This is a genomic window from Pseudomonas poae, from assembly GCA_028869255.1.
Classification (GTDB): domain Bacteria; phylum Pseudomonadota; class Gammaproteobacteria; order Pseudomonadales; family Pseudomonadaceae; genus Aquipseudomonas; species Aquipseudomonas poae_C.
In genome coordinates this window covers 5393346-5415927 of sequence record CP110972.1, presented here as the reverse complement: position 1 = coordinate 5415927, position 22582 = coordinate 5393346, and the positions used below count along the sequence as shown (strand labels likewise).

The following is a 22582-nucleotide window of genomic DNA, read 5'->3' as shown; positions in this document are numbered from 1 at the left end:
CGACCTTTTGGATGTTGAGTAATGAAACAGAAAAAAGCCCAATGGCCCTGGCACCTGCTGACCGTGGTCGTGCTGGTCGGCCTGGCCGGCGCCTTGTACTACGCCACCTCGCTGATGTCCTACGAGTGGCGCTGGAACCGTGTGCCGCAGTACTTCGCCTATCAGGCCGAGACGTCCCAGCGTGCCGCCGACATCTCCACCGTCGTCGAGCTGGTGCGCAACGGCGATGTGGCTGAAGTCACCCTGCGCAATGACGCCGGCACCCTGCAAACGCTCACGGTGGCCGACAACAGCCTGCAAGTGGCACGCGGCGACGACGTGGCCGAAGGCGACGTGGTGGGCGTGACCCGGCAATGGGCGTTGGGGCCGTTGATGTGGGGCTTGTGGACCACGTTGTGGCTGTCGGTGGTGTCCGGCATCCTGGGCTTGGCGATTGGTTTGGCGACCGGCCTGTGTCGGCTGTCGACTAACCCGACCTTGCGCGATCTGTCGACGATCTACGTCGAACTGGTGCGCGGTACGCCGCTATTGGTGCAAATCTTCATTTTCTATTTCTTTATCGGCACGGTACTCAACCTGTCCCGGGAGTTTGCCGGGATCGCCGCGCTGTCGCTGTTCACCGGTGCTTATGTGGCGGAAATCGTGCGCGCCGGCGTGCAGTCGATCACCCGTGGCCAGAACGAAGCTGCGCGCTCCCTGGGCCTGAGTGCCGGCCAGTCGATGCGCCATGTGGTGCTGCCGCAGGCGTTCAAGCGCGTGCTGCCGCCGTTGGCGGGGCAATTTATCAGCTTGGTTAAGGACACATCCCTGGTCTCGGTGATTGCGATTACCGAACTGCTCAAAAGCGGCCGCGAAGTGATCACCACCTCGTTTTCGCCGTTTGAAATTCTGTTCTGCGTGGCAGGCCTGTACCTGCTGATCAACCTGCCGCTGTCGAAAATGGCCAGCCGGCTTGAGCGGAGGCTCGCGCAAAGTGATTGAAGTCCGCGATCTGGTAAAAGTCTTCGACACCCGTGGCCATGTGGTGCGGGCGGTGGATAACGTCACCACCCAGGTGGCCAAGGGTGAAGTGCTGGTGGTGATCGGGCCGTCCGGCTCGGGCAAGTCGACCTTCCTGCGCTGCCTCAATGGCCTGGAAGCGTTCGATTCGGGCTCGGTGAGCATCGATGGCCTGCAACTGGCCGACCCGAAAACCGACGTGAACGCCTATCGTCGCGAAGTCGGCATGGTGTTCCAGCACTTCAACCTGTTCCCGCACATGACCGTGCTGGAAAACCTGTGCCTGGCGCAAAAAGTCGTGCGCAAGCGCAGCAAACCAGAGCGCGAGGCCAAGGCCATGGCGCTGCTGGAAAAAGTCGGCATCGCGCAGAAAGCCAATGAGTTCCCGTCGCGGCTCTCCGGCGGCCAGCAACAGCGCGTGGCAATTGCCCGAGCGCTGGCGATGGAGCCCAAGGTGATGCTGTTCGACGAGCCCACCTCGGCCCTCGACCCGGAAATGGTCGGCGAAGTGCTGGACGTGATGAAGACCCTGGCCCTGGAAGGCATGACCATGGTCTGCGTGACCCACGAAATGGGCTTTGCCCGTGAAGTGGCGGATCGCGTGCTGTTCTTCGATCACGGCAAGTTGCTGGAAGACGCGGCCCCGGCCGAGTTCTTCGATGCGCCGAAAGACCCACGGGCCCAGGCGTTCCTGCGCCAAGTGCTGTAGCCCCGCAACAGCGGGAGGTCATACCTTGAACCTCCCCACGCACGCCTGCAATTCCATGCCGAGGCGCGCCAATTCGAGGCTCGCCGTCGCCGTCTGTTCACTGGCGGCGGCGGTTTGCTCCGAAACATCGCGGACTTTCAAGACGCTGCGATTGATCTCTTCGGCAACCGCGCTTTGCTCTTCGGCCGCTGCGGCAATCTGCGGGTTCATTTCCTGGATCACGGCCACGGTGCGGGCGATCTCCGTCAGGGCGTCCCCGGCATTGCGCGCCAGGTTGACGCTGTTGTCGGTCAGGGTGCGGCTGTGGTCCATGATGTCCGCCACCTGTTGCGTGCCGCTGTGCAGGCCGCCAATGAGCTCTTCGATTTCCTCGGCGGACTGCTGGGTCCGTTGGGCCAGGCTGCGAACCTCGTCGGCGACCACCGCAAACCCACGGCCGGCCTCTCCGGCGCGGGCGGCTTCGATCGCGGCGTTGAGCGCCAGCAGGTTGGTCTGCTGCGACACCGACTTGATCACATCCAGCACGCTGCCGATCTTCTGGCTTTCGCGTTGCAGCCCCAGCATGGCTTGGCTTGAGCGCGCCATTTCATGGGCCAGGTGCTCGATTTGCGCCACGGCATCCGTCACCACTTGATCGCCCCGTTCAGTCTGTTGATTGGCCTCGCCCGCTGCAACCGAGGCCTGTTCGGCGTGACGCGCCACCTCCTGGGCGGTGGCCAGCATCTGGTTCATGGCCGTTGCCACCTGCTCGGTCTCCTCACGCTGGTTATTCACCCCGCTGCGAGTTTGCTGGGTAACCGTGGAAAGCTCCTCGGCAGCGCTGGCGATCTGCCGGGCGTTGTTGCTGATATTGCCGATCAGTTCCCGCAGGTTCTGCGTCATCCGGGTCATGCTGCTTTGCAACTGGCCCAGTTCGTCCTTGCGCCGGGTCTGTGCGTCGTGGCTGAGGTCGCCTTCGGCAATGCGGTTGGCGGCTGATAACGCCTTGCGCAATGGTTTTACGATTTGTCCGGCAATCACCCAGGCCGCCAGCGCGCCGAAGAGCAAGGCGGCGCCCGTGATGCCCAGGGTTTGGGTGCGGGCTTGTTCGGCTTCAAGGTCGCGGCGCTGGGTCTGGTCCTGGCTCAACAGGTCACTCTGGCCGAGCAACTGATCGAGCTGCTGTTCCAACTGGTTCTGAGTGTTTTCGGTGCTGAGCTGGGTTTCCTTGAGGCGTGTCAGTTGGGTGCGGATGCCGAGCAGGGTGTTTTTCAGCGCGGCGCTGTCGACCGGCAGCTTCGCCACGGCGGCCTCGGTGAGTTCGAGGTTGCGCTCGGCGTCGCTGACGGCCTGGGCATAGGCCTCCAGCGAGCTGGCGGCCCAGGCGGGGCTCTGGGCGCGGTCCTCGGCCTGTTCGATGGCCTGGCGCAGGTTTTCGATGGCATCCAGGGCTTTTTCATCCTCTTGATTGGGCAGGTCACTGGCCAACTGGGCCAGCACATCTCCGGTTCGCGTGGAGCTCTGTTTCAATTGCTCGCGGGCACTCTCGCGTTTTTCAACCTGCGTGGGCACGTCCTTGAGCGTGGTTTTGAACGTCGCGCTAAGACGGGTCATTTCCTGCAGGAATGCGATGGCTTGCGACGCTTTCAGGCGGTCGGACAGCTCCGTGAGGGCGCCGTCGATTTTGCCCATGCTCACGCTCAATTTATTCAGGCTGTTTGCGTCATCCAGGGTGCGGTAGACGATGCGGTCGGCGCGCATTTCTTCACCGGCCACCGCCAGTTGTGCGAGCAGCGTCAGCGTTTGCGAGCGGTAAAGGGACGCGGCCAGGGCCTGCCAACCGGTTACGGCAATCACAAGGCTCAGGGCCAGTACCACGGAAAATCCCAGGGCCAGTTTGAGGGTGACACTGGTGTCGCCCAGCAGATCAGTGATTCGGCGAAGCATGGTTAACCTCCGGCAAGTGAATAGCGCTGGCTTGAAAGCTAGTGCTCTTGACGGTGGGTCGGGCCTGAAAAACGCGTAGGAAATTTCAGAGGTTGCAGGCGGCGACCCAGGGCAGGCCGCCGCGCAGGGGAGGCGTCAGACCCGGAAGCGGCCGACCAGTGATTGCAGATGGGTGCCCAGGCGCGCCAGTTCGGTGCTCGACGCCGCAGTCTCTTCACTGGCCGCAGCCGTCTGTTCCGAGATATCGCGCACGTTCAGCACGCTGCGGTTGATCTCTTCGGCCACGGCGCTTTGCTGCTCGGCGGCGGTGGCGATCTGCGAGTTCATCGCCTGGATGGTCGAGACCGTGCGGGTGATGCTGCCCAGGGCGCTGCCGGCGCGGCGGGTCAGTTCGACGCTGCTGTCGGTGAGGCTACGGCTGTTGTCCATGATGCTGGCCACCTGCTGGGTGCCGTTTTGCAGGCCGACAATCAGCTCTTCAATCTCTTCGGTGGACTTCTGGGTGCGCTGGGCCAGGCTGCGCACTTCATCGGCCACTACCGCGAAACCGCGCCCGGCTTCACCGGCACGCGCCGCTTCGATGGCGGCGTTGAGCGCCAGCAGGTTGGTTTGCTGGGCCACGGACTTGATCACGTCGAGCACGCTGCCGATTTTGTCGCTTTCGCGCTTCAGGTCGCCCATCGCCGCCGTGGAGTTACCCACCTCGGTCGCCAGGCGCTCGATCTGGGCGATGGCTTCACCCACCACTTTGTCGCCTTCACGGGCCTGCTGGTCGGCGGCCACGGCAGCTTCGGAGGCTTCTTCGGCGTTGCGTGCCACTTCCTGCACGGTGGCGGCCATTTCATTCATGGCGGTGGCCACCTGGTCGGTCTCGACCTTCTGGCTGTTGACCCCGGCGCTGGTTTGCTCGGTCACGGCCGACAGTTGCTCGGCGGCGCTGGCGATCTGGGTGACGCCGTCGCTGATCCCGCCGATGAGTTCGCGCAGGCCGACGCTCATGCTTTGCATGGCGCGTTGCAACTGGCCCAGTTCGTCCTGGCGCGTGGAGGTCAGGTTATGGCTCAGGTCGCCCGAGGCTACGCGCTCGGCCACTTTGAGCGTCTGCTCCAGCGGGATGATGATCTGGCGTGTAATGGCCCACGCCGCTACCAGCCCGAAGATCAAGGCGAGCACGGTTGCCAGCAGCAACAGGTTCTTGGCCTGTGCGGCGTCGGTATCGCGCACGACGGTTTGGGACAGGGTCAGTTTTTTACTGCGGTCGAGCATGATGTCGCCTTGCTCGGCCATGGTTTTCATGGCGACGACACTCGCCACCTGAGAGTCGCGGTATTGGCTGACGGCTGCACGGTAGGCTTGCAGCGAGACGCTGGCCTGTTGCAGGTTGGCCGCGTATTGCTCCGGCAGTTCGCCATTGAGGGCGGTGATTTTCTTCAGTGCGTTATCGATGGCGTCCAGGGCGGGTTGTTCTGCTTCAACCTTGCCGCTGTAGGTGTAGCCGCGCACTTGGAAGCGCGCTTGCTGGATCAGCTTGCTCAAGTCGACCACGCTGTTGAATTGGGTCACGCTGTCGCCTTGCAGCAGGGCTTTTTCGATCTGACCGATTTTGAGCACCGCGTTGTCGGCGGTATCGCCCAGCTTGCTGCGGGCGTTTTCACGGTTGGCGCCAGCCTGGACCATTGCGTCAAAGGCACGCTTGTATTGATCGAGGGCGGCCAGTTGCTCATCTACCAGCACATTGTCGGCAGGCTGATCAATCAGGGTGTCCGCGGTTTTCAGGGCGCCTTCCAGTTTGCCGATCAGGTCATTGACCGCCGTTGGGCCTTGTTCGCCACGGCGCATTTCATAGTCCAGGCGAGCGAGGCGCAGGTCCTTGGTCAGCTCATTGACGCTGGAGATATAGCCCAATTTGTCACCGCGGCTGATCACCCCGCTCAGGCCGCTCCAGCCGGTAAACGTGATCAACAATGTCAGGATCAATACCAGACCAAAACCGACGGCCAGTTTGGTTTTGACGCTGACATTCCCCAGCTTTTCGGCTAACCAACGATACATGCTGCGAACTCCCCTGGAACAAGGCTTGAACTTATTCAGGAGCTATCGGCTGTCAGAGAAGAATCTGTAGGAAATACAGCCTTTATGGCCAGAGCGCTGGTTGTGGCGAGTGGGCTGTTTGTGGCGAGCGGGCTTGCCCGCGTTGGACCGCGAAGCGGTCCCATTTAGGCTTGCGCGGTGTGTCAGGCGTAAGGCGTTGCAGGTTTTGGGGCTGCTACGCAGCCCAACGCGGGCAAGCCCGCTCGCCACAACAAGAGTGCTTGCCATAGGGGGCAGGGTTAGAACAGGCGGGCGAGCAGGGCGGTCACGGCGGTTTCGACCCGCAGGATGCGAGCGCCAAGCTGTACCGGCTGTAACCCGGCCTTGGTCAGCAGGTCCACTTCATAGGGGATCCAGCCGCCTTCCGGGCCAATCGCCAGGGTCACCGGCTCATCCAGGCCACGCGGGCAGGCGGGGTAGTCGCCGGGATGGCCGATCAGGCCCAGGGTGCCGTCGGTCATGGCCGGCAGGCGGTCTTCGACAAACGGCTTGAAGCGCTTTTCGATGATGATCTCGGGCAGCACGGTGTCCCGCGCTTGCTCTAGCCCGAGGATCAGTTGCTCGCGAATCGCCGCGGGCTCCAGAAAGGGGGTTTGCCAGAAGCTTTTTTCCACCCGGTAGCTGTTGACCAGCACCACCTTGGGCACGCCCATCGCCGCCACGGTTTGCAGCACCCGGCGCAGCATCTTCGGGCGCGGCAGGGCCAGCAGCAGGGTCAGGGGCAGTTTGGTCGGGGGCGGCAGGTCGAAGCTGACTTGCAGCTCGGCTTCACCGGCTTCCAGGCGCACCAGCTGCGCATTGCCCATCAGCCCGCCGAGACGGCCCACGCGCAGGTTGTCGCCTACCGCCGCACGGTGGACCTCCTGCATATGCACCAGGCGCCGATCACGCAGCACCACCCGGTCGGCCGCGATAAAGTCGGCCTCTTCAAGCAGCAGCAGGTTCACGGCTGGGTCGCTGGCGGCTGGTCGTCGTCGGCGGTTTGGTCATCCGGGTGCTCGCCACGCTTGCTGATCAAGCCGCTGAACAGAATGCCGATTTCGAACAGCATCCACATCGGCACGGCCAGCAGGGTCTGGGAGAAGATGTCCGGCGGCGTGAGGATCATGCCGACCACAAAGCAGCCGATGATCACGTACGGGCGGATTTTCTTCAGGTACGCCACGTTGACCACGCCGATCCATACCAGCAGCACCACGGCCACCGGGATTTCGAAGGCCACGCCGAAGGCGAAGAACAGCGTCATCACGAAGTCGAGGTAGCTGGTGATGTCGGTCATCATCTCCACACCGGCCGGGGTGGCGGCGGCGAAGAACTTGAAGATCAGCGGGAACACCAGGAAATAGGCGAACGCCATGCCGGTGTAGAACAGCAGGATGCTCGACACCAGCAACGGCACCGCGATGCGCTTTTCATGCTTGTACAGGCCCGGTGCGATAAAGCCCCAGATCTGGTGCAGGATCACCGGGATCGCCAGGAACAGCGAGACCATCATGGTCAGCTTCAACGGTGTCAGGAACGGCGACGACACATCGGTGGCGATCATCGTCGCGCCCGCCGGCAGGTACTGGCGCAAGGGCGTGGAGACGAAGGTATAGATCTGCTGGGTGAAGGCGAACAGCCCGGCAAAGATGATGAAGATCGCCGCTACGCAACGCAGCAGGCGGGTCCGCAACTCGGTGAGGTGCGAGACCAGCGGCATGTGCTGGTCGTTTTCCGGTTTATCAGCGCTCATGGGGCTCGCGGCGGCAATGTAGGGTCATGGGGCGCGGGCGACGCAACGGGCGTCGGCGCGGGCTCGGTCGGAGTGGCAACGGCGGGCGGCGTTTCGGCTGCAGGGGCCGGCGCGATGCTGTGCTCGGCCACAGGCTCTACCGGCTTGGCGGGCTCCTGCACGGGCGACAGGATCTTGCGTGCTTCCTGCTCCAACGAGAGGATGTGCTCGTTGTGCAGTTGCCGGCGGATTTCGTCGGCGCCGATTTCCCGTTCAACTTCCTGTTTGATCGCATTGAAACTGCGTTTCAGGCGCCCGATCCACAGGCCGGCCGTGCGCGCCGCACCGGGCAGGCGTTCCGGCCCCAGCACCAGCAGGGCAACCAGGCCGACGAGCAGCAGTTCAGAGAAGCTGATACCAAACATTAGTCAGTGCTCACGAGTCTTTGCGGGTCGGCTCTTCGACTTTCTCAGCCTGCACGTCGAAGGTACGACGCTCGGTGATCGGCTGGGTGGCCTGCGGGTGTACGGGTTGCGCCGGCGGTACCGGATTGACGGCAGGGTCAGCTGGTTTTTCGTCATCGTTCATGGCTTTACGAAAGCCCTTGATCGACTCGCCCACGTCGGTGCCCAGGTTCTTGAGTTTCTTGGTGCCGAACACCAGTACCACCACTACCAGAATGACGATCCAGTGTTTCCAGTCAAAAATGCCCATGCTGCAATTCCTCTGTAAAAGTTATTCAGGCGGACGGGCGCGAGGCCTTTTCGGCGTGCCCGGACAAGCCGAAGCGACGGTCCAGTTCATCCAGCACCGCCTGCGGATGCTGCCCCAGTTGGGCGAGCATGACCAGACTGTGAAACCACAAGTCGGCGGTTTCGTAGATCACATCGCTGCAATCGCCGCTGATTTGCGCGTCCTTGGCGGCGATGATGGTCTCGATGGACTCTTCGCCGAGTTTTTCCAGAATCTTGTTCAGGCCCTTGTGGTACAGGCTGGCGACATAGGAGCTGTCGGCGTCCGCGCCTTTACGGTCTTCCAGCACCTGGGCCACACGGTTCAGGGTATCGCTCATGTTCAGTGTCCTGCCGAGTAAATGGCGTGCGGGTCTTTGAGCACCGGCTCCACAACCTTCCATTCGCCGTTCTCGAACACGCGATAGAAGCAGCTGTGACGACCGGTGTGGCAGGCGATGTCGCCGATCTGCTCAACCATCAGGATCACCACGTCGGCGTCGCAGTCGATGCGCATCTCGTGCAGGGTCTGCACGTGCCCGGACTCTTCGCCCTTGCGCCACAGTTTGCCACGTGAACGTGACCAGTAAATGGCGCGCTGCTCAGCGGCGGTGAGGCTCAGGGCCTCGCGGTTCATCCAGGCCATCATCAGCACGCGCCCGGTTTTGTAGTCCTGGGCAATGGCCGGCACCAGGCCGTCACTGTCCCACTTGATCTCGTCCAGCCAGTCTTTCATGTTCGGCTCCGGCAATTTGCGACAGTGTATAACCGGATCGGCTATCGACGCACGATCAGATACACACCCACGGCGACCATGATCCCGGCCGGCCAGTGGCCCAGCTGGTTCAGCGGCCCGCCGATGGCCAGCATCACGCCGCCCACCAGGTGCGCGGCGCCCAGCAGGCGCAGGAACCAATCGTCCTTGCGCTTCTGCCACGGCGGCGCAGGATCTTTGGCATGGGGCTGGGACATGCGCTCCAGCAGGTCGCGGGTCATGTTGGCCAGGTGCGGCAGCTGTTCCATCTGGCTGTGAAGGTTGCCCAGCAGGGTTTTCGGGCTGACGCGCTCGCGCATCCAGCGTTCCAGGAACGGCTGCGCGGTGTTCCACAGGTCGAGGTCCGGGTACAACTGACGGCCCAGGCCCTCGATGTTCAGCAGGGTTTTCTGCAAGAGAACAAGCTGCGGCTGCACCTCCATATTGAAGCGGCGCGCCGTCTGGAACAGGCGCATCAGCACCTGACCGAAGGAAATATCTTTTAACGGTTTTTCAAAGATCGGCTCGCACACGGTCCGGATCGCCGCTTCGAATTCGTTGAGTTTGGTTTCCGCCGGCACCCAGCCCGAATCGATGTGCAACTGCGCCACGCGGCGGTAGTCACGCTTGAAGAAGGCGAACAGGTTGCGCGCCAGGTAGTCCTGGTCTTCCGGGGTCAGGCTGCCGACGATGCCGCAGTCGATCGCGATGTACTGCGGGCTCCACGGGTTGACGGTGCTGACGAAGATATTGCCCGGGTGCATGTCGGCGTGGAAGAAACTGTCGCGGAACACCTGGGTGAAGAAGATTTCCACGCCGCGCTCGGCGAGCATCTTCATGTCGGTGCGCTGGTCGGCCAGGGTCGCGAGGTCGGTGACCTGCACCCCGTAGATGCGCTCCATCACCAGCACTTTAGGGCGGCACCAGTCCCAATACACTTGTGGCACGTACAGCAGCTGCGAGCCTTCGAAGTTACGCTTCAGCTGGCTGGCGTTGGCCGCCTCGCGCAGCAGGTCGAGTTCGTCGTAGATGGTTTTTTCGTAGTCGGCGACCACGTCCACCGGGTGCAGCAGGCGTGCATCGGCAGAGAAACGCTCGGCGGCGCGGGCGAGGATAAACAGCCACGCCAGGTCCTGGCCGATGATCGGCTTGAGGCCTGGGCGGATCACCTTCACCACCACTTCTTCGCCGGTCTTGAGCTGCGCGGCGTGCACTTGCGCCACCGAGGCCGACGCCAGGGGCTCGACGTCGAAGCGGCTGAATACCTCGCTGATTTTTTTGCCCAACTGTTCTTCGATCAGCTTCATCGACTGCTGGGAGTCGAACGGCGGCACGCGGTCCTGCAACAGCATCAGCTCGTCGGCGATGTCTTCGGGCAACAAGTCGCGGCGGGTCGAGAGGATCTGCCCGAACTTGATAAAGATCGGCCCCAGGTCCTGCAACGCCAGGCGCAGGCGTGCGCCACGGCTCAGCTCCAGCGGTTTGCGCGGGAACCAGCGCCACGGCAGCACGTAGCGCACCGCCAGCAGGAACCACGGCAAGGGCAGGGCGAACAGCAGGTCATCGAGGCGGTAGCGGATTACGACGCGCTGGATACGAAACAAACGGCGGACGGCGAGCAGCTTCATGCGTTATCGCTTGGATCAAGGGAACGGCTCAAGCGCTCGAAGCGCGCCTCAAGGCGTTCCAGGTCGATTTTGGCCTTGTCGAGTTCGCGAAAGCGCGCTTGCGCTTCACGTTCTCCGACCAGGGTGCGCGATTCTTCGCTCAGGTATTCGGCGAGGTTCTGGTTAAGGCTGGCGAACCCCTGCTGGTACCAGCGCGAGCGGCTGCGCAGGTGCCCGCTGATCAACTGGGTGGCCACGGGGCCGATCCAGCGTGACAGCTCGTATTCCCAGTCCAGCTCCAGGTCTTGCAGCACGGCGGCCAGATCCATCAGCACTGCGCTGTCGCCTTCCAGCTCCAATTCAGGGCTGTGCAGGATCGCGGTTTTGTTGCGGCTCAGCGCCAGGTGCAACAGGCTGGATGCCGGCGCACGCAAGGTGCAGTCGGCCTCGGCCGCCCATTGGGTGGCCAGCAGCAGGCCTTCATCGCTGGGCAGGATAAACAGCTGCAAGGCAGGGCTGCGGCAATCGACGGCAATCACCTTGCCGTTCAAGTGCGCGAGCCGCGCCAGGGCGGTGCTGTCCAGGCGCAATACACGATTGAGGCCGTGTTCGACGCTGGCGAGAAGGCCTGCGAACAGCATCAGGGCTTGATGCCGCGGTGCAGGGCGACAATGCCAGAGGTCATGTTGTGGTAGGTCACGCGGTCGAAACCGGCTTCCACCATCATCGACTTCAGGGTTTCCTGGTCGGGGTGCATGCGGATCGATTCGGCCAGGTAGCGGTAGCTCTCGGCGTCGTTGGTGATCAGCTTGCCCATCAGCGGCATGAAGGCGAACGAGTAGGTGTCGTAGACCTTGGACATCAGCGCGTTGGTCGGCTTGGAGAACTCCAGCACCAACAGGCGGCCACCCGGCTTGAGCACGCGCAGCATCGAGCGGATCGCGTCTTCTTTGTGGGTGACGTTGCGCAGGCCGAAGGCGATGGTCACGCAGTCGAAATGGTTGTCCGGGAACGGCAGCTTTTCGGCGTCGGCCTGGACGAATTCGATATTGCCGGCCACGCCTTTATCCAGCAGACGGTCGCGGCCGACCTTGAGCATCGAGCCATTGATGTCTGCCAGCACAACCTGGCCGGTCGGGCCGACCAGCTTGGAGAACTTGGCCGCCAGGTCACCGGTGCCGCCGGCGATATCGAGCACGCGGTTGCCGGTGCGTACGCCCGACAACTCGATGGTGAAACGCTTCCAGAGGCGGTGCATACCGCCCGATAGCACGTCGTTCATCAGGTCGTACTTGGCCGCTACGGAGTGAAACACCTCAGCGACTTTTTCCGCTTTCTGGCTTTCCGGGACGTTCTTGAAGCCGAAGTGAGTGGTGGGTTCGGCATCGCTGCCTTTGCGCTGATCAGTCATATCGCTGTCACCAAAAGAGAATGCGGGACATGATAATCCCCAAGGCCTGCTTTGTCTTGGCAAGGCTGCAGGTAAGATAGGCGGTCACCGAGACCTTTTGCCGCATGGCAGGTGTTCTGAGTCGTTATAAAGAGGAGTCATTGCAATGGCCCGTATTACCGTTGAGCGTGCACATTCCCTGGGTAAAGAAGGGGCACGCGCCAAGGCCGACAAGTTGGCGAACAAACTCCAGGAGCAATATGGTCTGGAACCGTCGTGGTCCGGCGATACCTTGAACCTCAAGCGTTCGGGGGTTAAAGGCACGGTATTAGTCACTGATGATGCACTGCGCATCGATGTTGAGTTGGGCCTGTTGATGTCGGCCATGAGTGGCACCATCAAGTCGGAAATCGAAAAGGCCCTGGATAAAGCGCTGGCCTGATCCCATGTACTTAGGGTGCCGATTCTAATTTTTCACCCTACTTTGTGCCCACGCCCTCAACTCCTGTGGGCCGTTCCTCCCCCCTATCTTGCGTGAGGTGCACCATGGCCAAAGTTATCCTGAAGAAAAAAATCGACGCCCAGACTACTGCCCTGAGCGACGTTAAAACCTATGCCCGCAAGATCTGGCTGGCGGGTCTTGGGGCCTACGCCAAGGTCGGAAGCGAGGGCGGCGAGTACTTCAAAGAGCTGGTTAAGACCGGTCAACATGTTGAAAGTAAAGGTAAAAAAGTTGCAATTGAACAACTTGAGGCCGCCAACAGTCAGATTGATCAAGTAAAGAGTAATGTCTCCTCCGTCAAAGGTCTGGTAGAAGTTCAGCTGGATAAAGTTGAAAAAGCTTTTGATACTCGTGTGGCCAGTGCCTTGAATCGAATCGGCATTGCGTCTAAACATGACGTGGAGACACTCTCTGCTAAGCTCGAAGAGCTGACGGCATTGCTCGAACGTGTCGCGCGTAAACACTAAGGAGACATCGGGATGGCTGTTAAAAAGACTACTCAGAAAGAAGGCAGCTCGTGGGTCGGGAAAGTTGAAGAATATTCCCGCAAGATCTGGCTGGCTGGTTTAGGCGTTTACTCGAAGATCGACAGTGACGGCAGCAAACTCTTCGAGACGTTGGTTAAAGACGGCGAGAAGGCCGAGAAGTTGACCAAGAGCACAGTGGGTAAACAAGTGAATGCCGCCAAGGCTACTGCCGGTTCGCGCATCAGTGATGCGAAGAAACAGGTATTGGGTACTTGGAGCGAGCTTGAAGGGGCATTGGACACCCGCCTCAACAAGGCTATTTCGCGACTCGGTGTCCCTAGCCGTACAGAAGTGAAAGCGCTGCACACCAAGGTCGATACGCTGACCAAGCAGATCGAAAAACTGACCGGCGCTAAAGTGACTCCGGTGAAAACCGCAGCCGCTAAACCTGTGGCCAAAACCGCGGCGGCCAAGCCGGCTGCCAAACCTGCCGCCAAGGCACCTGCCAAAGCAGCAGCGAAACCGGCTGCCAAGCCAGCTGCCAAAACCGCCGCTGCCAAACCGGCTGCCAAGCCTGCCGCTAAACCAGTGGCCGCTAAAGCAGCTGCCAAGCCCGCTGCAAAACCTGCAGCCAAGGCGCCAGCAAAAACGGCCGCCAAGCCAGCGGCTAAAACTGCAGCCGCCAAGCCAGCCGCCAAACCGGCCGCAGCCAAGCCTGCAGCCAAGCCAGTCGCAGCAAAACCTGCCGCCAAACCGGCTGCAGCCAAGCCAGCTGCAAAACCCGCAGCTGCGAAGAAACCGGCCGTAGCGAAAAAGCCAGCAGCGGCCAAGCCCGCTGTGGCAGCCAAGCCTGCGACTGCGCCAACCTCAACCGCTTCCTCAGCCAACTCGGTCTCCGCGCCGACGCCCGCTGCCGTAACCCCGACTGCAACGCCGGCAACCCCGACGCCATCCAGTCAGTCCTGATTTTTTCGGGATGCACAAAAATGCCCGGTCTGCGAAGGTCGGGCATTTTTTATGGCGCGTGATCCACATATTTGAGTGCGAACCGCTCCGTCGCTTGGCGTGCCGGCGGTAACAGATGTGGCGCCACCAGCATCATCACCTGGTACACAACCACCTGCACCTCACCTTCCCGATCGAGAATCCGCTGGTAGTCCAGGGAAAACAGCAGGGTCAGGGTGATCTGTTCCACCAGTTGCCCCAGCGCCTGGGTGTCGCTGACCAGTTGCCCCGCCGCCTTCAATCGTGCGAGCAATGAAGCGAGGGTGCGCTTGAGGGCCGTCAACAGGTTGCGAACGCCCTTCGCCAACTTCGGCAGGCGCCCGGCCAGGTTGGACAGGTCCTGAAACAAAAACCGGTAATGGGCCATGCGCTCCACGATCAGGTGCAGGAACAGCCAGTAATCCTCGGCTTCCAGCTGCGCATCCGCCGGCGGGTCGAGCAATGGCGCCAGTTCATTTTGAAAGCGCTCGAACAGCCCGAGCACCAGCGGCTCCTTGCCATGGAAGTGGTAGTAGAGGTTGCCGGGGCTGATCCCCATCTCATTGGCCACCTCCATGGTCGACACGTTCGGTTCGCCCTTCTGGTTGAACAACTGCAGGGCACATTCAAGGATACGGTCGCGGGTCTTCATCCAGTCTTCTTAATGTGATCGTTGAGCTCAGCGCACTCGCACGTAAGTGCCGGGCGCCGCTTCCATTGGTGGGTAATTCTGGTTGCCCAGGGCGGTCAGGGTTTCGCGCTGCACGCCCGAGCGCTGCTGGATCCACTCCAGCCACTGCGGCCACCAGCTGCCTTCGACGTGACTGGCGTCGTAGTACCAGGCGCGGGGGTCGCTGCTCAGCTTGGGGTTTTCGACGTAATTGGCCTTGGGGTTGCCCGGCGGGTTGAGGATGCTTTGGATGTGCCCGCTGTTGGACAGCACGAAGCGCCGCTCACCGCCCAGCAATTGCGTGGAGCGGTACACCGCGTCCCACGGCGTGATGTGGTCGTTGATCCCGGCCACGCTGAAGCTGTCCACCGTGACCTTCTGCAGATCGATGGGCGTGCCGCACACCTCCAGGCCGCCGGGATGGCTCAGCGGGTTGTGCTTGAAGAAGTCCAGCAAATCACCATGCAGCGCGGCGGGCAGGCGCGTGTTGTCGTTGTTCCAGTACAGGATGTCGAAGGCCGGCGGCTCCTTGCCCAGCAGGTAATTGTTGATCCAGTAATTCCAGATCAGGTCGTTGGGGCGCATCCAGGCAAACACCCGGGCCATGTCGCGCCCGTCCAGCACGCCTTGCTGGTAGGAGCGGCGTTTGGCCGCTTCGAGGGTTTGCTCGTCGACGAACAGGGTGGCGGGGCTGTCGATCTGGCTGTCCAACAGGCTTACCAGGTAACTGGCGCTGGAGATACGCCGCAGCTGGCGCTTGGCCTGCAAATGGCCTTGCAGCGCGGCGATGGTCAGGCCACCGGCGCAGGCGCCCATCAGGTTGACCTCGCGGGCGCCGGTGATCGCCCGGCACACGTTGAGCGCCTCTTCCAGGGCCGCCACGTAGGTGGACAAGCCCCACTCGCGGTGCCGCACATCCGGGTTGCGCCAGCTGACGATAAAGGTCTGCAGGCCGTGCTTCAGCGCGTACTGCACAAAGCTGTTGGTGGGGCTGAGGTCGAAAATGTAGTACTTGTTGATTTGCGGCGGCACGATCAGCAGCGGCTTGGCGTACTGTTTTTCGCTCATGGGCTTGTACTGGATCAACTCCAGCAGCTCATTGCGAAACACCACCGAGCCCGGGGTGGTGGCCACGGTTTTGCCGACCTCGAACGCCTGCTTGCTGACCTGACGCGGCAGGCCGTGGTTGTGCAGCAGGTCGTCAAACAGGTTGCTCACCCCGCGTACCACGCTGTTACCGCCGGAGTTGAGCAGCTCCTTGATGGCCAGCGGGTTGAGCAGGGTGTTGGAGGGTGAGACGGCGTCGTTGATCAGGGCGAAGGCAAAGTGCGCGCGGGCGCGGTCATCGGCGCTCAGTGCGCTGTCATCGATCCAGTGTCGGGTCTGCTTCTGCCAGCTCAGATAGGCTTGCAGGCTGCGTCGGTAGAGCGGGTTCAGCTTCCAGGTCGGGTCGGCAAAGCGGCCGTCGTGAGGGTTGGGTTCATGCACCGTTTCACCCAGCAACACGCGGCCCAGTTGCCCGCCGAGGGCCAGGGCGTGGCGGGCGGTATGCACCGGGTTGCGCAGGCCGTGGGCCGCCACACTGCGCAAGGTCGACAGCAAGTCCCGACCACGCAGGCCGGTAATAGCATTTTGCGCATTGATGAACGCAGCGGGGGTGGGCGCCGGGTTCGTCACGGGTCTTTCTCGCATGAGCCAACACTCCTTCGTCAAGGCAACAACAGGCACACCAATTCAGAACCATAGCCGGTTCTCGACAAGTTGCCCGGCGGTGTAGTCCTTACACGGCCGGTCGCGGGTGAATCACTGCGCGCAGGCGCTCCTCCTGAAGAAACTTCATGATGATCGGCGCCACGGCTTCAGCCCGGGTGATCAGAAACAGGTGACCATCATCGATGATGTGCAACTGCGCGTTAGGAATGCGCCAGGCCAGCATGCGCATATTGATCAGGGGGATCAGCGGGTCGTCGTCGCCGGCCAGTACCAAGGTCGGCTGGCGGATCTTGTGCAGCCAGTGAATGCTGGTCCAGCCCAGCCCCGCGAACAGCTGCCAGTAGTAACCCAGCTTGCCGGCCGAGCGCACTTTGCTGGCGTGTTCGGCCGCCAGTTTTGAGTCACGGCGGAACGAGCCGCCGTAAATCATCGGTGCAATGCGCACCACGTGGGACGGCTGGATATAGCGCCGTGGGCTGGCCATCAGCCACAACACCTTGGGCTTGCCCGGCACCATAACGGCCCCGGCGGCGGTGGCGGCAAGAATCAGCTTCTTGCAGCGTTCCGGGTAGTCATAGGCGAACTGTTGCGCCAGCGCGCCGCCCCAGGACACCCCCACCGCATTCACCTGGCCGTAGTCCAGGTAATCGAGCATGCGCGCCGTGAGCTTGGCCAGGCCGGGAAAACGGTATGGTCGGTTGGGCGTGGAAGAGCCACCCACGCCCGGCACGTCGAAGGCGATCACTTCCAGGTCCGGGTCCAGCGCCTGGACGAACGGAAACACCAACTCAAGGTTGGCGCCGATGCCGTTGAAGATCAGCAGCGGCGTCAAGTGAGGCTTGCCCGGGCGTACCGCCGTGCGGATGGTCTGGCCATCCAGGTCGATGGTACGGAAGATGAACGGTTGCGGCATGCTCAAGCCCTGTCAGGTGGTGCATAGGTCTAATGGGCGATGCGGTCCCTGTGGGAGCTGGCTTGCCTGCGAAGGCGGTGTGTCAGTCACTGAAAATGTTGACTGTTGTATCGCCATCGCTGGCAAGCCAGCTCCTACATTGATCTCGTTTCAGCCACGCATTCTGGTTACCGTTCGTGAACATATGTACCCGGCGCCGCCTCAGCCGCGGCATAGGTTTTATTACCCAAGCTTGTAGGCGCCTTCTTCAATTTACCCGCCCGCTCCGCCTGCCAGGCTTGCCAGTGCAACCACCAGGAGTCGGTGTGCTTGGTGGCGTTCTCCTGCCAGTCCAAGGGCTTCGCCGTAAGGCTGTCGCTGGTCTGGTAGCGCGCCTTGGGGTTGCCCGGCGGGTTGAGGATGCTCTGGATATGCCCGCTGCTGGACAATACAAACTCCACCTTGCCGCCAAACAGCTGCGCTGACTTATAGCAGGACTGCCAGGGCGTGATGTGGTCGTTGGTGCCGGCCAGTGAGTAGATATCAGCGGTAACCTGTTTGAGGTCGATCGGCGTGCCGCACACTTCGAGGGCATTGGCGCGCACCAGCGGGTTGTTTTTGAACAACTCGATCAGGTCGCCGTGGAATGCCGCCGGCAAGCGCGTGGTGTCGTTGTTCCAGAACAGGATGTCGAACACCGGCGGCTCATTGCCCAGCAGGTAGTTGTTGACCCAGTAATTCCAGATCAGGTCGTTGGGGCGCATCCAGGCGAACACCTTGGCCATGTCGCGGCCTTCCAGCACGCCGGCCTGGTAGGAATGGCGCTTGGCCGCCTCCAGGGTTTGCTCGTCGACGAACAGCGCCACCTGGGTGTCCAGGGTGGTATCCAGCACGCTCACCAACAGCGTCAGGGCGTTGACCTTCTTCTCCCCCAGCGCCGCGTAGTGGCCCAGCAGCGCGGTGCAGGTGATGCCGCCGGAGCAGGCGCCGAGCATATTGATATCTTTGCTGGCGGTAATCGCCGTGACTACATCGACGGCTTCCTTGAGCGCCTCGATATAGGTCGACAGGCCCCATTCGCGCTGGGCCTTGGTCGGGTTGCGCCAGCTCACGATAAACGTCTGCTGGCCATTGCGCAGGCAGAAGCGCGCCAGGCTCTTATCCTGGCTCAGGTCGAATACATAGAATTTGTTGATCTGCGGCGGCACCACCAGCAGCGGGCGTTCGTGCACCTGTTCGGTGATCGGTTTGTACTGGATCAGCTCCAGCACGTCGTTGCGAAACACCACGGCGCCTTCGGTGGTACCCAGGGTCTTGCCCACTTCAAACGCGCCCATGTTGACCTGGCTCGGCATGCCGCCGTTGTGCACCATGTCCTTGGCCAGGTGGGACAGGCCATCGAGCAGGCTTTTGCCGCCGGTTTCAAAGAAGCGTTTGACCGCCGCCGGGTTGGCCGCGCTGTTGGTGGGGGCCATGGCTTCGGTCATCAGGTTGATCACGAAGTGGCCACGGCTGATGTCTTGTTCCGACAGGTTGCTGTCGCCGATCCAGTCGTGCAGTTCCTTGCGCCACGCCAGGTAGGTTTGCAGGTAGCGCTTATAGAGCGGGTTCTGGCTCCAGGCCGGGTCGTGGAAGCGGCGGTCGTCGCTTTCGGGTTGCAGCTGCGATTTGCCGAACATCACGTTCTTCAATTCGACGCCAAAATGGGCGACGTGCTTGACGCTGTGCAATGGCTGTTTGATGGCTTGGGTCAGCACCATCTTCGCCGAGGCCAGTAAATCCTTTTTACGTAACGCGATGATCGGGTTGAGCCCCAAGGTGTTTTCCGAGGCCTGGCGTTTCAAGTCATCGTTGTTCTTGTTACTCATCTACGACGCTCCATTGTCCGAAAGACGAGTACCGGGTACCGCTGCGCACGAGGTTTCGATACACAACACAAGCCTGGTACTGCGACTCGGGTGACCGTTGATACCGCATCGTCAAATGCAGGGAACTTGCCAGTTCCATTGGTTACCCGAGTTTAATTTTTTTCGCAAGCGGGCCAATCGTTGGCCACGAGACAGGGCATTCAAGCAGATGAAATTAGAAAATGCCCTCTAAAGAGCGAGAAGCCTGGGCTAGAGCATCAGCCGCACGACCGACTGGCTCGGGTCGCGGGTTTTACCGGCCGCTTTGAGCTCGGCAAGATAATCGGCCCACAACGCCTCTTGGCGCACGGCCAACTGGTAGAGGTAGTCCCACGTGAACAAACCGCTGTCATGCCCGTCGTCGAAGGTCAATTTCAGTGCGTACTGACCGGCCGGTTCAATCTTGATCAACCGGACATTGAGCTTGCCGAATTGCAGGATGGGTTTGCCGTGGCCCTGGACTTCGGCGGACGGCGAGTGGGTGCGCAGCAGTTCGGCGGGAAGCTGGTACACCTCATCGGGCCCGTAGGTGAGGCCGAGGGTGTTGGAGGTTTTGTGCAAATTAACAGCGGTGGGGAATTTCGGCATTGGGGACACCTTGGGCTACAAGCTACAAGTTGAATGTGCTCAACTTGCGGCTTGTAGCTTACAGCTTGCGGCTTACAGAATGTACCGCGACAGATCTTCGTTCTGCGCCAATTCGCCCAAATGGCTGTTGACGTAATCAGCGTCGATCTTGATCACTTCGCCGTTCTGCGCACCAGCCAGGTCACCAGCACTGAAGGACACTTCCTCCAGCAAACGCTCGAGCAGGGTATGCAGGCGACGCGCACCGATGTTCTCGGTCTTCTCGTTGACCTGCCAGGCGATCTCCGCCAGGCGCTTGATGCCATCGGGTTGGAACTCGATCCCTAAGCCTTCGGTTTTCAGCAGCTCGCGGTACTGCTCTGTCAGCGAAGCATGCGGCTCGCTGAGGATGCGCTCGAAGTCGCCCGGGGTCAGCGCCTTGAGCTCCACACGAATCGGCAGACGGCCTTGCAGCTCGGGCACCAGGTCGCTTGGCTTGCTCAGGTGGAACGCACCGGAGGCGATAAACAGGATGTGGTCGGTCTTGACCATGCCCAGCTTGGTGTTCACGGTGCAGCCCTCGATCAGCGGCAGCAGGTCGCGCTGTACGCCTTCGCGGGACACATCGACGCCGCCGGAGTTGCCGCGCTTGGCCACCTTGTCGATCTCGTCGATAAACACGATGCCATGCTGCTCGACCGCTTCCAGGGCCTTGGCCTTGAGTTCTTCCTCATTTACCAGGCGCCCGGCTTCTTCGTCGCGCACCAGTTTCAGCGCTTCCTTCACCTTGAGCTTGCGGCTTTTCTTCTTGCCCTTGCCCATATTGGCAAACAGGTTCTGCAACTGGCTGGTCATTTCCTCCATGCCAGGCGGTGCGGAGATGTCGACGCCGGACACTTCGGCCACTTCGATCTCGATTTCCTTGTCGTCCAACTGGCCTTCACGCAGGCGCTTGCGGAACAGCTGGCGGGTGTTGGAATCCGAGGCCGGTGCCGCGTCTTCGTTGAAGCCCATGCGCGCCGGTGGCAGCAGGGCATCGAGGATGCGCTCTTCGGCGGCGTCTTCGGCGCGGTGGCTGACCTTGGTCATTTCCTGTTCGCGCAACAGCTTCAGGGCGGCGTCGGCCAGGTCACGGATGATCGACTCGACGTCACGGCCCACATAGCCGACTTCGGTGAACTTGGTGGCTTCGACCTTGATAAACGGGGCGTTGGCCAGTTTGGCCAGGCGCCGGGCGATTTCGGTTTTACCGACGCCGGTCGGCCCGATCATCAGGATGTTCTTCGGCGTTACTTCAACGCGCAGTTCTTCGGGCAGTTGCATGCGGCGCCAGCGGTTACGCAGCGCAATGGCAACGGCGCGCTTGGCATCGTCCTGGCCGATGATATGGCGATTAAGTTCATGGACGATTTCGCGGGGAGTCATGGACATAGTGTTTGGCGGCCTCAAGCGGGAATAAGCCTACGGCTTATTCGGCGAGGTCCTGCTCCTCAATGGTGAAGTTGTGGTTGGTGAACACGCAGATATCGCCCGCGATGCCCAAGGCAGTCTCGACGATTTCGCGGGCCGACAGGTCGGTTTTCTTCATCAGTGCGCTGGCGGCCGCTTGGGCGTAGCCGCCACCGGACCCCATGGCGATCAGGCCATGTTCAGGCTCAACCACATCGCCGTTACCGGTGATGATCAGGGAAGCGTCTTTGTTGGCGACGGCCAGCATGGCTTCCAGGCGGCTGAGGGAGCGGTCGGTGCGCCATTCTTTGGCAAGCTCGACAGCGGCGCGCACGAGGTGGCCCTGGTGTTTTTCCAGTTGGCCTTCAAAACGCTCGAAGAGGGTGAAGGCGTCGGCGGTAGCGCCGGCAAAGCCTGCGAGAACCTGGCCGTGGTACAGGCGACGGACTTTCTTGGCGTTGCCTTTCATCACGGTGTTGCCAAGGGAAACCTGGCCGTCGCCGCCCATGACGACTTTGCCGTGGCGACGTACTGAAACGATGGTGGTCAAGGGGAGAGTCTCCACGCAGCGGGGCGAAAATGCCCTGATGGAAACTGATATGGGGGTGGTGGGGATGATTTCAACCGTAGGACGTGAGTGCGGACGAGCGGTGTTTATTGGTCTTACACGTTCTCAAGCACACCACAAAACCAAATGTGGGAGCTGGCTTGCCTGCGATAGCGGTGTGTCAGTCACTGAAAATATTGACTGTTACATCGCTATCGCACGCAAGCCAGCTCCCACATTTTTATCGGTGTTGAGCCTGAATCAGCGGCTCTGGCGCTGTTGTAACAACAGGTTGCTAAAGCCTGCGCCCGCCAGTTGCTTCTGCGCCACGGTCAGCTGTTCACGGTTGCTGAACGGCCCCACGAGCACGCGGTACCAGGTCGCATCCTTCACCGTGCCGGACTCCACAGTCACCGTCTGTCCCAGCAAAATGATCTGCGCCCGTACACGATCCGCATCCGCCTGTTTCGGGAACGAGCCCGCTTGCAGGAAGAACTTGGTCACCGGCGCGGCTTTGGTTTCTGCAACCGGTGGCGGTGGCGGCGGGGTGATCCCGGCCAGCGCGGCCTGGGCGCGCGCGGTGTCGATTTTCGCGGCTTCTGCCGGGGTCACCGGCGTTGTCGGCACTTGCGGGGTCGGCAGGGTTTTTTCCGGCACGGCGTCCGGCGGTACGATTACTTCCGATTCCGGCAGCAGCGTGTAGAAATCGTACTTCGGCTTCACCGGTGCAGTCGGGCTAGGCGCGGTCTTGTTGGCTTCGGCCATTTTGGTGGCCTTCTGCTGCTCTTGTTTGACGCGCTTTACGTCATCACCCTTGCCCGGGTCCAGCTTCATCAGAAACACGATAAACGCGCCGACCGTGAGGCCGATGGCCATCCACAGCCAGCCCGGAATAGGCTTCTTTGCCGGTGCCTGATAGCGGCTGGCGCCGCGCTTGGGTGCAGGTTTTTTCTTGGCAGCCAA

At 61.4% G+C, this 22582-nt stretch carries 24 protein-coding genes; 5 read left to right on the top strand and 19 right to left on the bottom strand.

The window, feature by feature from the left end:
• Positions 1-21: 21 nt before the first annotated feature.
• A complete protein-coding gene (locus LRS56_24595; GenBank protein WDU61927.1) occupies positions 22-981 on the top strand; it encodes an amino acid ABC transporter permease in 960 nt (319 codons plus the stop codon).
• Positions 974-1708 (top strand): amino acid ABC transporter ATP-binding protein, encoded by a 735-nt coding sequence (locus LRS56_24590; GenBank protein WDU61926.1) that lies wholly within the window; start codon positions 974-976, stop codon positions 1706-1708. The genes LRS56_24595 and LRS56_24590 overlap by 8 nt, the downstream gene beginning before the upstream one ends.
• Before the next feature lie 18 nt (positions 1709-1726).
• On the opposite strand, the gene LRS56_24585 is transcribed toward LRS56_24590, so the two are convergent.
• From LRS56_24585 to ubiE, 11 genes are all read right to left on the bottom strand, one after another.
• Positions 1727-3634 (bottom strand): methyl-accepting chemotaxis protein, encoded by a 1908-nt coding sequence (locus tag LRS56_24585; protein WDU61925.1) that lies wholly within the window; start codon positions 3632-3634, stop codon positions 1727-1729.
• Between the two features lie 135 nt (positions 3635-3769).
• Positions 3770-5686 (bottom strand): methyl-accepting chemotaxis protein, encoded by a 1917-nt coding sequence (locus LRS56_24580; protein WDU61924.1) that lies wholly within the window; start codon positions 5684-5686, stop codon positions 3770-3772.
• A gap of 278 nt (positions 5687-5964) precedes the next feature.
• On the bottom strand, positions 5965-6672 hold the full coding sequence (locus LRS56_24575) for a 16S rRNA (uracil(1498)-N(3))-methyltransferase (GenBank protein ID WDU61923.1): 708 nt from the start codon (positions 6670-6672) through the stop codon (positions 5965-5967).
• Positions 6669-7460, bottom strand: coding sequence for a twin-arginine translocase subunit TatC (tatC, locus tag LRS56_24570; protein WDU61922.1), 792 nt, complete (start codon positions 7458-7460; stop codon positions 6669-6671). Before tatC ends, LRS56_24575 begins: the two co-directional genes overlap by 4 nt.
• Positions 7457-7864 carry a Sec-independent protein translocase protein TatB gene (tatB, locus tag LRS56_24565; GenBank protein WDU61921.1) on the bottom strand — a complete coding sequence of 136 codons (408 nt, stop codon included), beginning with the start codon at positions 7862-7864 and terminating at the stop codon, positions 7457-7459. Before tatB ends, tatC begins: the two co-directional genes overlap by 4 nt.
• Positions 7865-7874: 10 nt before the next feature.
• Positions 7875-8153 (bottom strand): twin-arginine translocase TatA/TatE family subunit, encoded by a 279-nt coding sequence (locus LRS56_24560; GenBank protein WDU61920.1) that lies wholly within the window; start codon positions 8151-8153, stop codon positions 7875-7877.
• Between the two features lie 25 nt (positions 8154-8178).
• Positions 8179-8511, bottom strand: coding sequence for a phosphoribosyl-ATP diphosphatase (locus LRS56_24555; protein WDU61919.1), 333 nt, complete (start codon positions 8509-8511; stop codon positions 8179-8181).
• Positions 8512-8513: 2 nt separating this feature from the next.
• The gene (gene hisI / locus LRS56_24550) at positions 8514-8906 is read right to left on the bottom strand and encodes a phosphoribosyl-AMP cyclohydrolase (protein WDU61918.1); all 393 of its coding nucleotides are present in this window, start codon (positions 8904-8906) and stop codon (positions 8514-8516) included.
• A 41-nt stretch (positions 8907-8947) separates the two neighbouring features.
• A complete protein-coding gene (gene ubiB / locus LRS56_24545) occupies positions 8948-10552 on the bottom strand; it encodes a ubiquinone biosynthesis regulatory protein kinase UbiB (GenBank protein ID WDU61917.1) in 1605 nt (534 codons plus the stop codon).
• Positions 10549-11172 carry an SCP2 domain-containing protein gene (locus LRS56_24540; GenBank protein ID WDU61916.1) on the bottom strand — a complete coding sequence of 208 codons (624 nt, stop codon included), beginning with the start codon at positions 11170-11172 and terminating at the stop codon, positions 10549-10551. The genes ubiB and LRS56_24540 overlap by 4 nt, the downstream gene beginning before the upstream one ends.
• Positions 11172-11942, bottom strand: coding sequence for a bifunctional demethylmenaquinone methyltransferase/2-methoxy-6-polyprenyl-1,4-benzoquinol methylase UbiE (gene ubiE, locus LRS56_24535; protein WDU61915.1), 771 nt, complete (start codon positions 11940-11942; stop codon positions 11172-11174). Before ubiE ends, LRS56_24540 begins: the two co-directional genes overlap by 1 nt.
• Before the next feature lie 145 nt (positions 11943-12087).
• Here ubiE and LRS56_24530 point away from each other — a divergent pair, with 145 nt between their 5' ends.
• The 3 genes from LRS56_24530 to LRS56_24520 all read left to right on the top strand — a co-directional run bounded on the left by LRS56_24530 (position 12088) and on the right by LRS56_24520 (position 13856).
• Positions 12088-12363, top strand: a complete 276-nt coding sequence (locus tag LRS56_24530; GenBank protein ID WDU61914.1) for a polyhydroxyalkanoic acid system family protein — start codon at positions 12088-12090, stop codon at positions 12361-12363.
• Between the two features lie 104 nt (positions 12364-12467).
• Complete coding sequence (locus LRS56_24525) at positions 12468-12890, top strand: phasin family protein (GenBank protein WDU61913.1); 423 nt, start codon at positions 12468-12470, stop codon at positions 12888-12890.
• Between the two features lie 12 nt (positions 12891-12902).
• The gene (locus tag LRS56_24520) at positions 12903-13856 is read left to right on the top strand and encodes a phasin family protein (GenBank protein WDU61912.1); all 954 of its coding nucleotides are present in this window, start codon (positions 12903-12905) and stop codon (positions 13854-13856) included.
• Positions 13857-13905: 49 nt separating this feature from the next.
• Here LRS56_24520 and LRS56_24515 read toward each other — a convergent pair whose 3' ends face one another.
• From LRS56_24515 to LRS56_24480, 8 genes are all read right to left on the bottom strand, one after another.
• Entirely contained in the window at positions 13906-14526 is a 621-nt protein-coding gene (locus tag LRS56_24515) for a TetR/AcrR family transcriptional regulator (protein WDU61911.1), read from the bottom strand.
• A gap of 27 nt (positions 14527-14553) precedes the next feature.
• On the bottom strand, positions 14554-16236 hold the full coding sequence (gene phaC / locus LRS56_24510) for a class II poly(R)-hydroxyalkanoic acid synthase (protein ID WDU61910.1): 1683 nt from the start codon (positions 16234-16236) through the stop codon (positions 14554-14556).
• Positions 16237-16324: 88 nt separating this feature from the next.
• Positions 16325-17170, bottom strand: a complete 846-nt coding sequence (gene phaZ / locus LRS56_24505) for a poly(3-hydroxyalkanoate) depolymerase (protein ID WDU61909.1) — start codon at positions 17168-17170, stop codon at positions 16325-16327.
• Positions 17171-17337: 167 nt separating this feature from the next.
• Positions 17338-19017 carry a class II poly(R)-hydroxyalkanoic acid synthase gene (gene phaC, locus LRS56_24500; GenBank protein ID WDU61908.1) on the bottom strand — a complete coding sequence of 560 codons (1680 nt, stop codon included), beginning with the start codon at positions 19015-19017 and terminating at the stop codon, positions 17338-17340.
• A 249-nt stretch (positions 19018-19266) separates the two neighbouring features.
• Positions 19267-19644 carry a DUF971 domain-containing protein gene (locus tag LRS56_24495; protein WDU61907.1) on the bottom strand — a complete coding sequence of 126 codons (378 nt, stop codon included), beginning with the start codon at positions 19642-19644 and terminating at the stop codon, positions 19267-19269.
• Positions 19645-19716: 72 nt separating this feature from the next.
• On the bottom strand, positions 19717-21054 hold the full coding sequence (gene hslU / locus LRS56_24490) for an ATP-dependent protease ATPase subunit HslU (protein ID WDU61906.1): 1338 nt from the start codon (positions 21052-21054) through the stop codon (positions 19717-19719).
• Between the two features lie 37 nt (positions 21055-21091).
• Positions 21092-21622: an ATP-dependent protease subunit HslV gene (gene hslV, locus LRS56_24485; GenBank protein WDU61905.1), complete on the bottom strand. Its 531-nt coding sequence runs from the start codon at positions 21620-21622 to the stop codon at positions 21092-21094.
• Positions 21623-21880: 258 nt separating this feature from the next.
• Positions 21881-22582, bottom strand: a complete 702-nt coding sequence (locus LRS56_24480) for an SPOR domain-containing protein (protein WDU61904.1) — start codon at positions 22580-22582, stop codon at positions 21881-21883.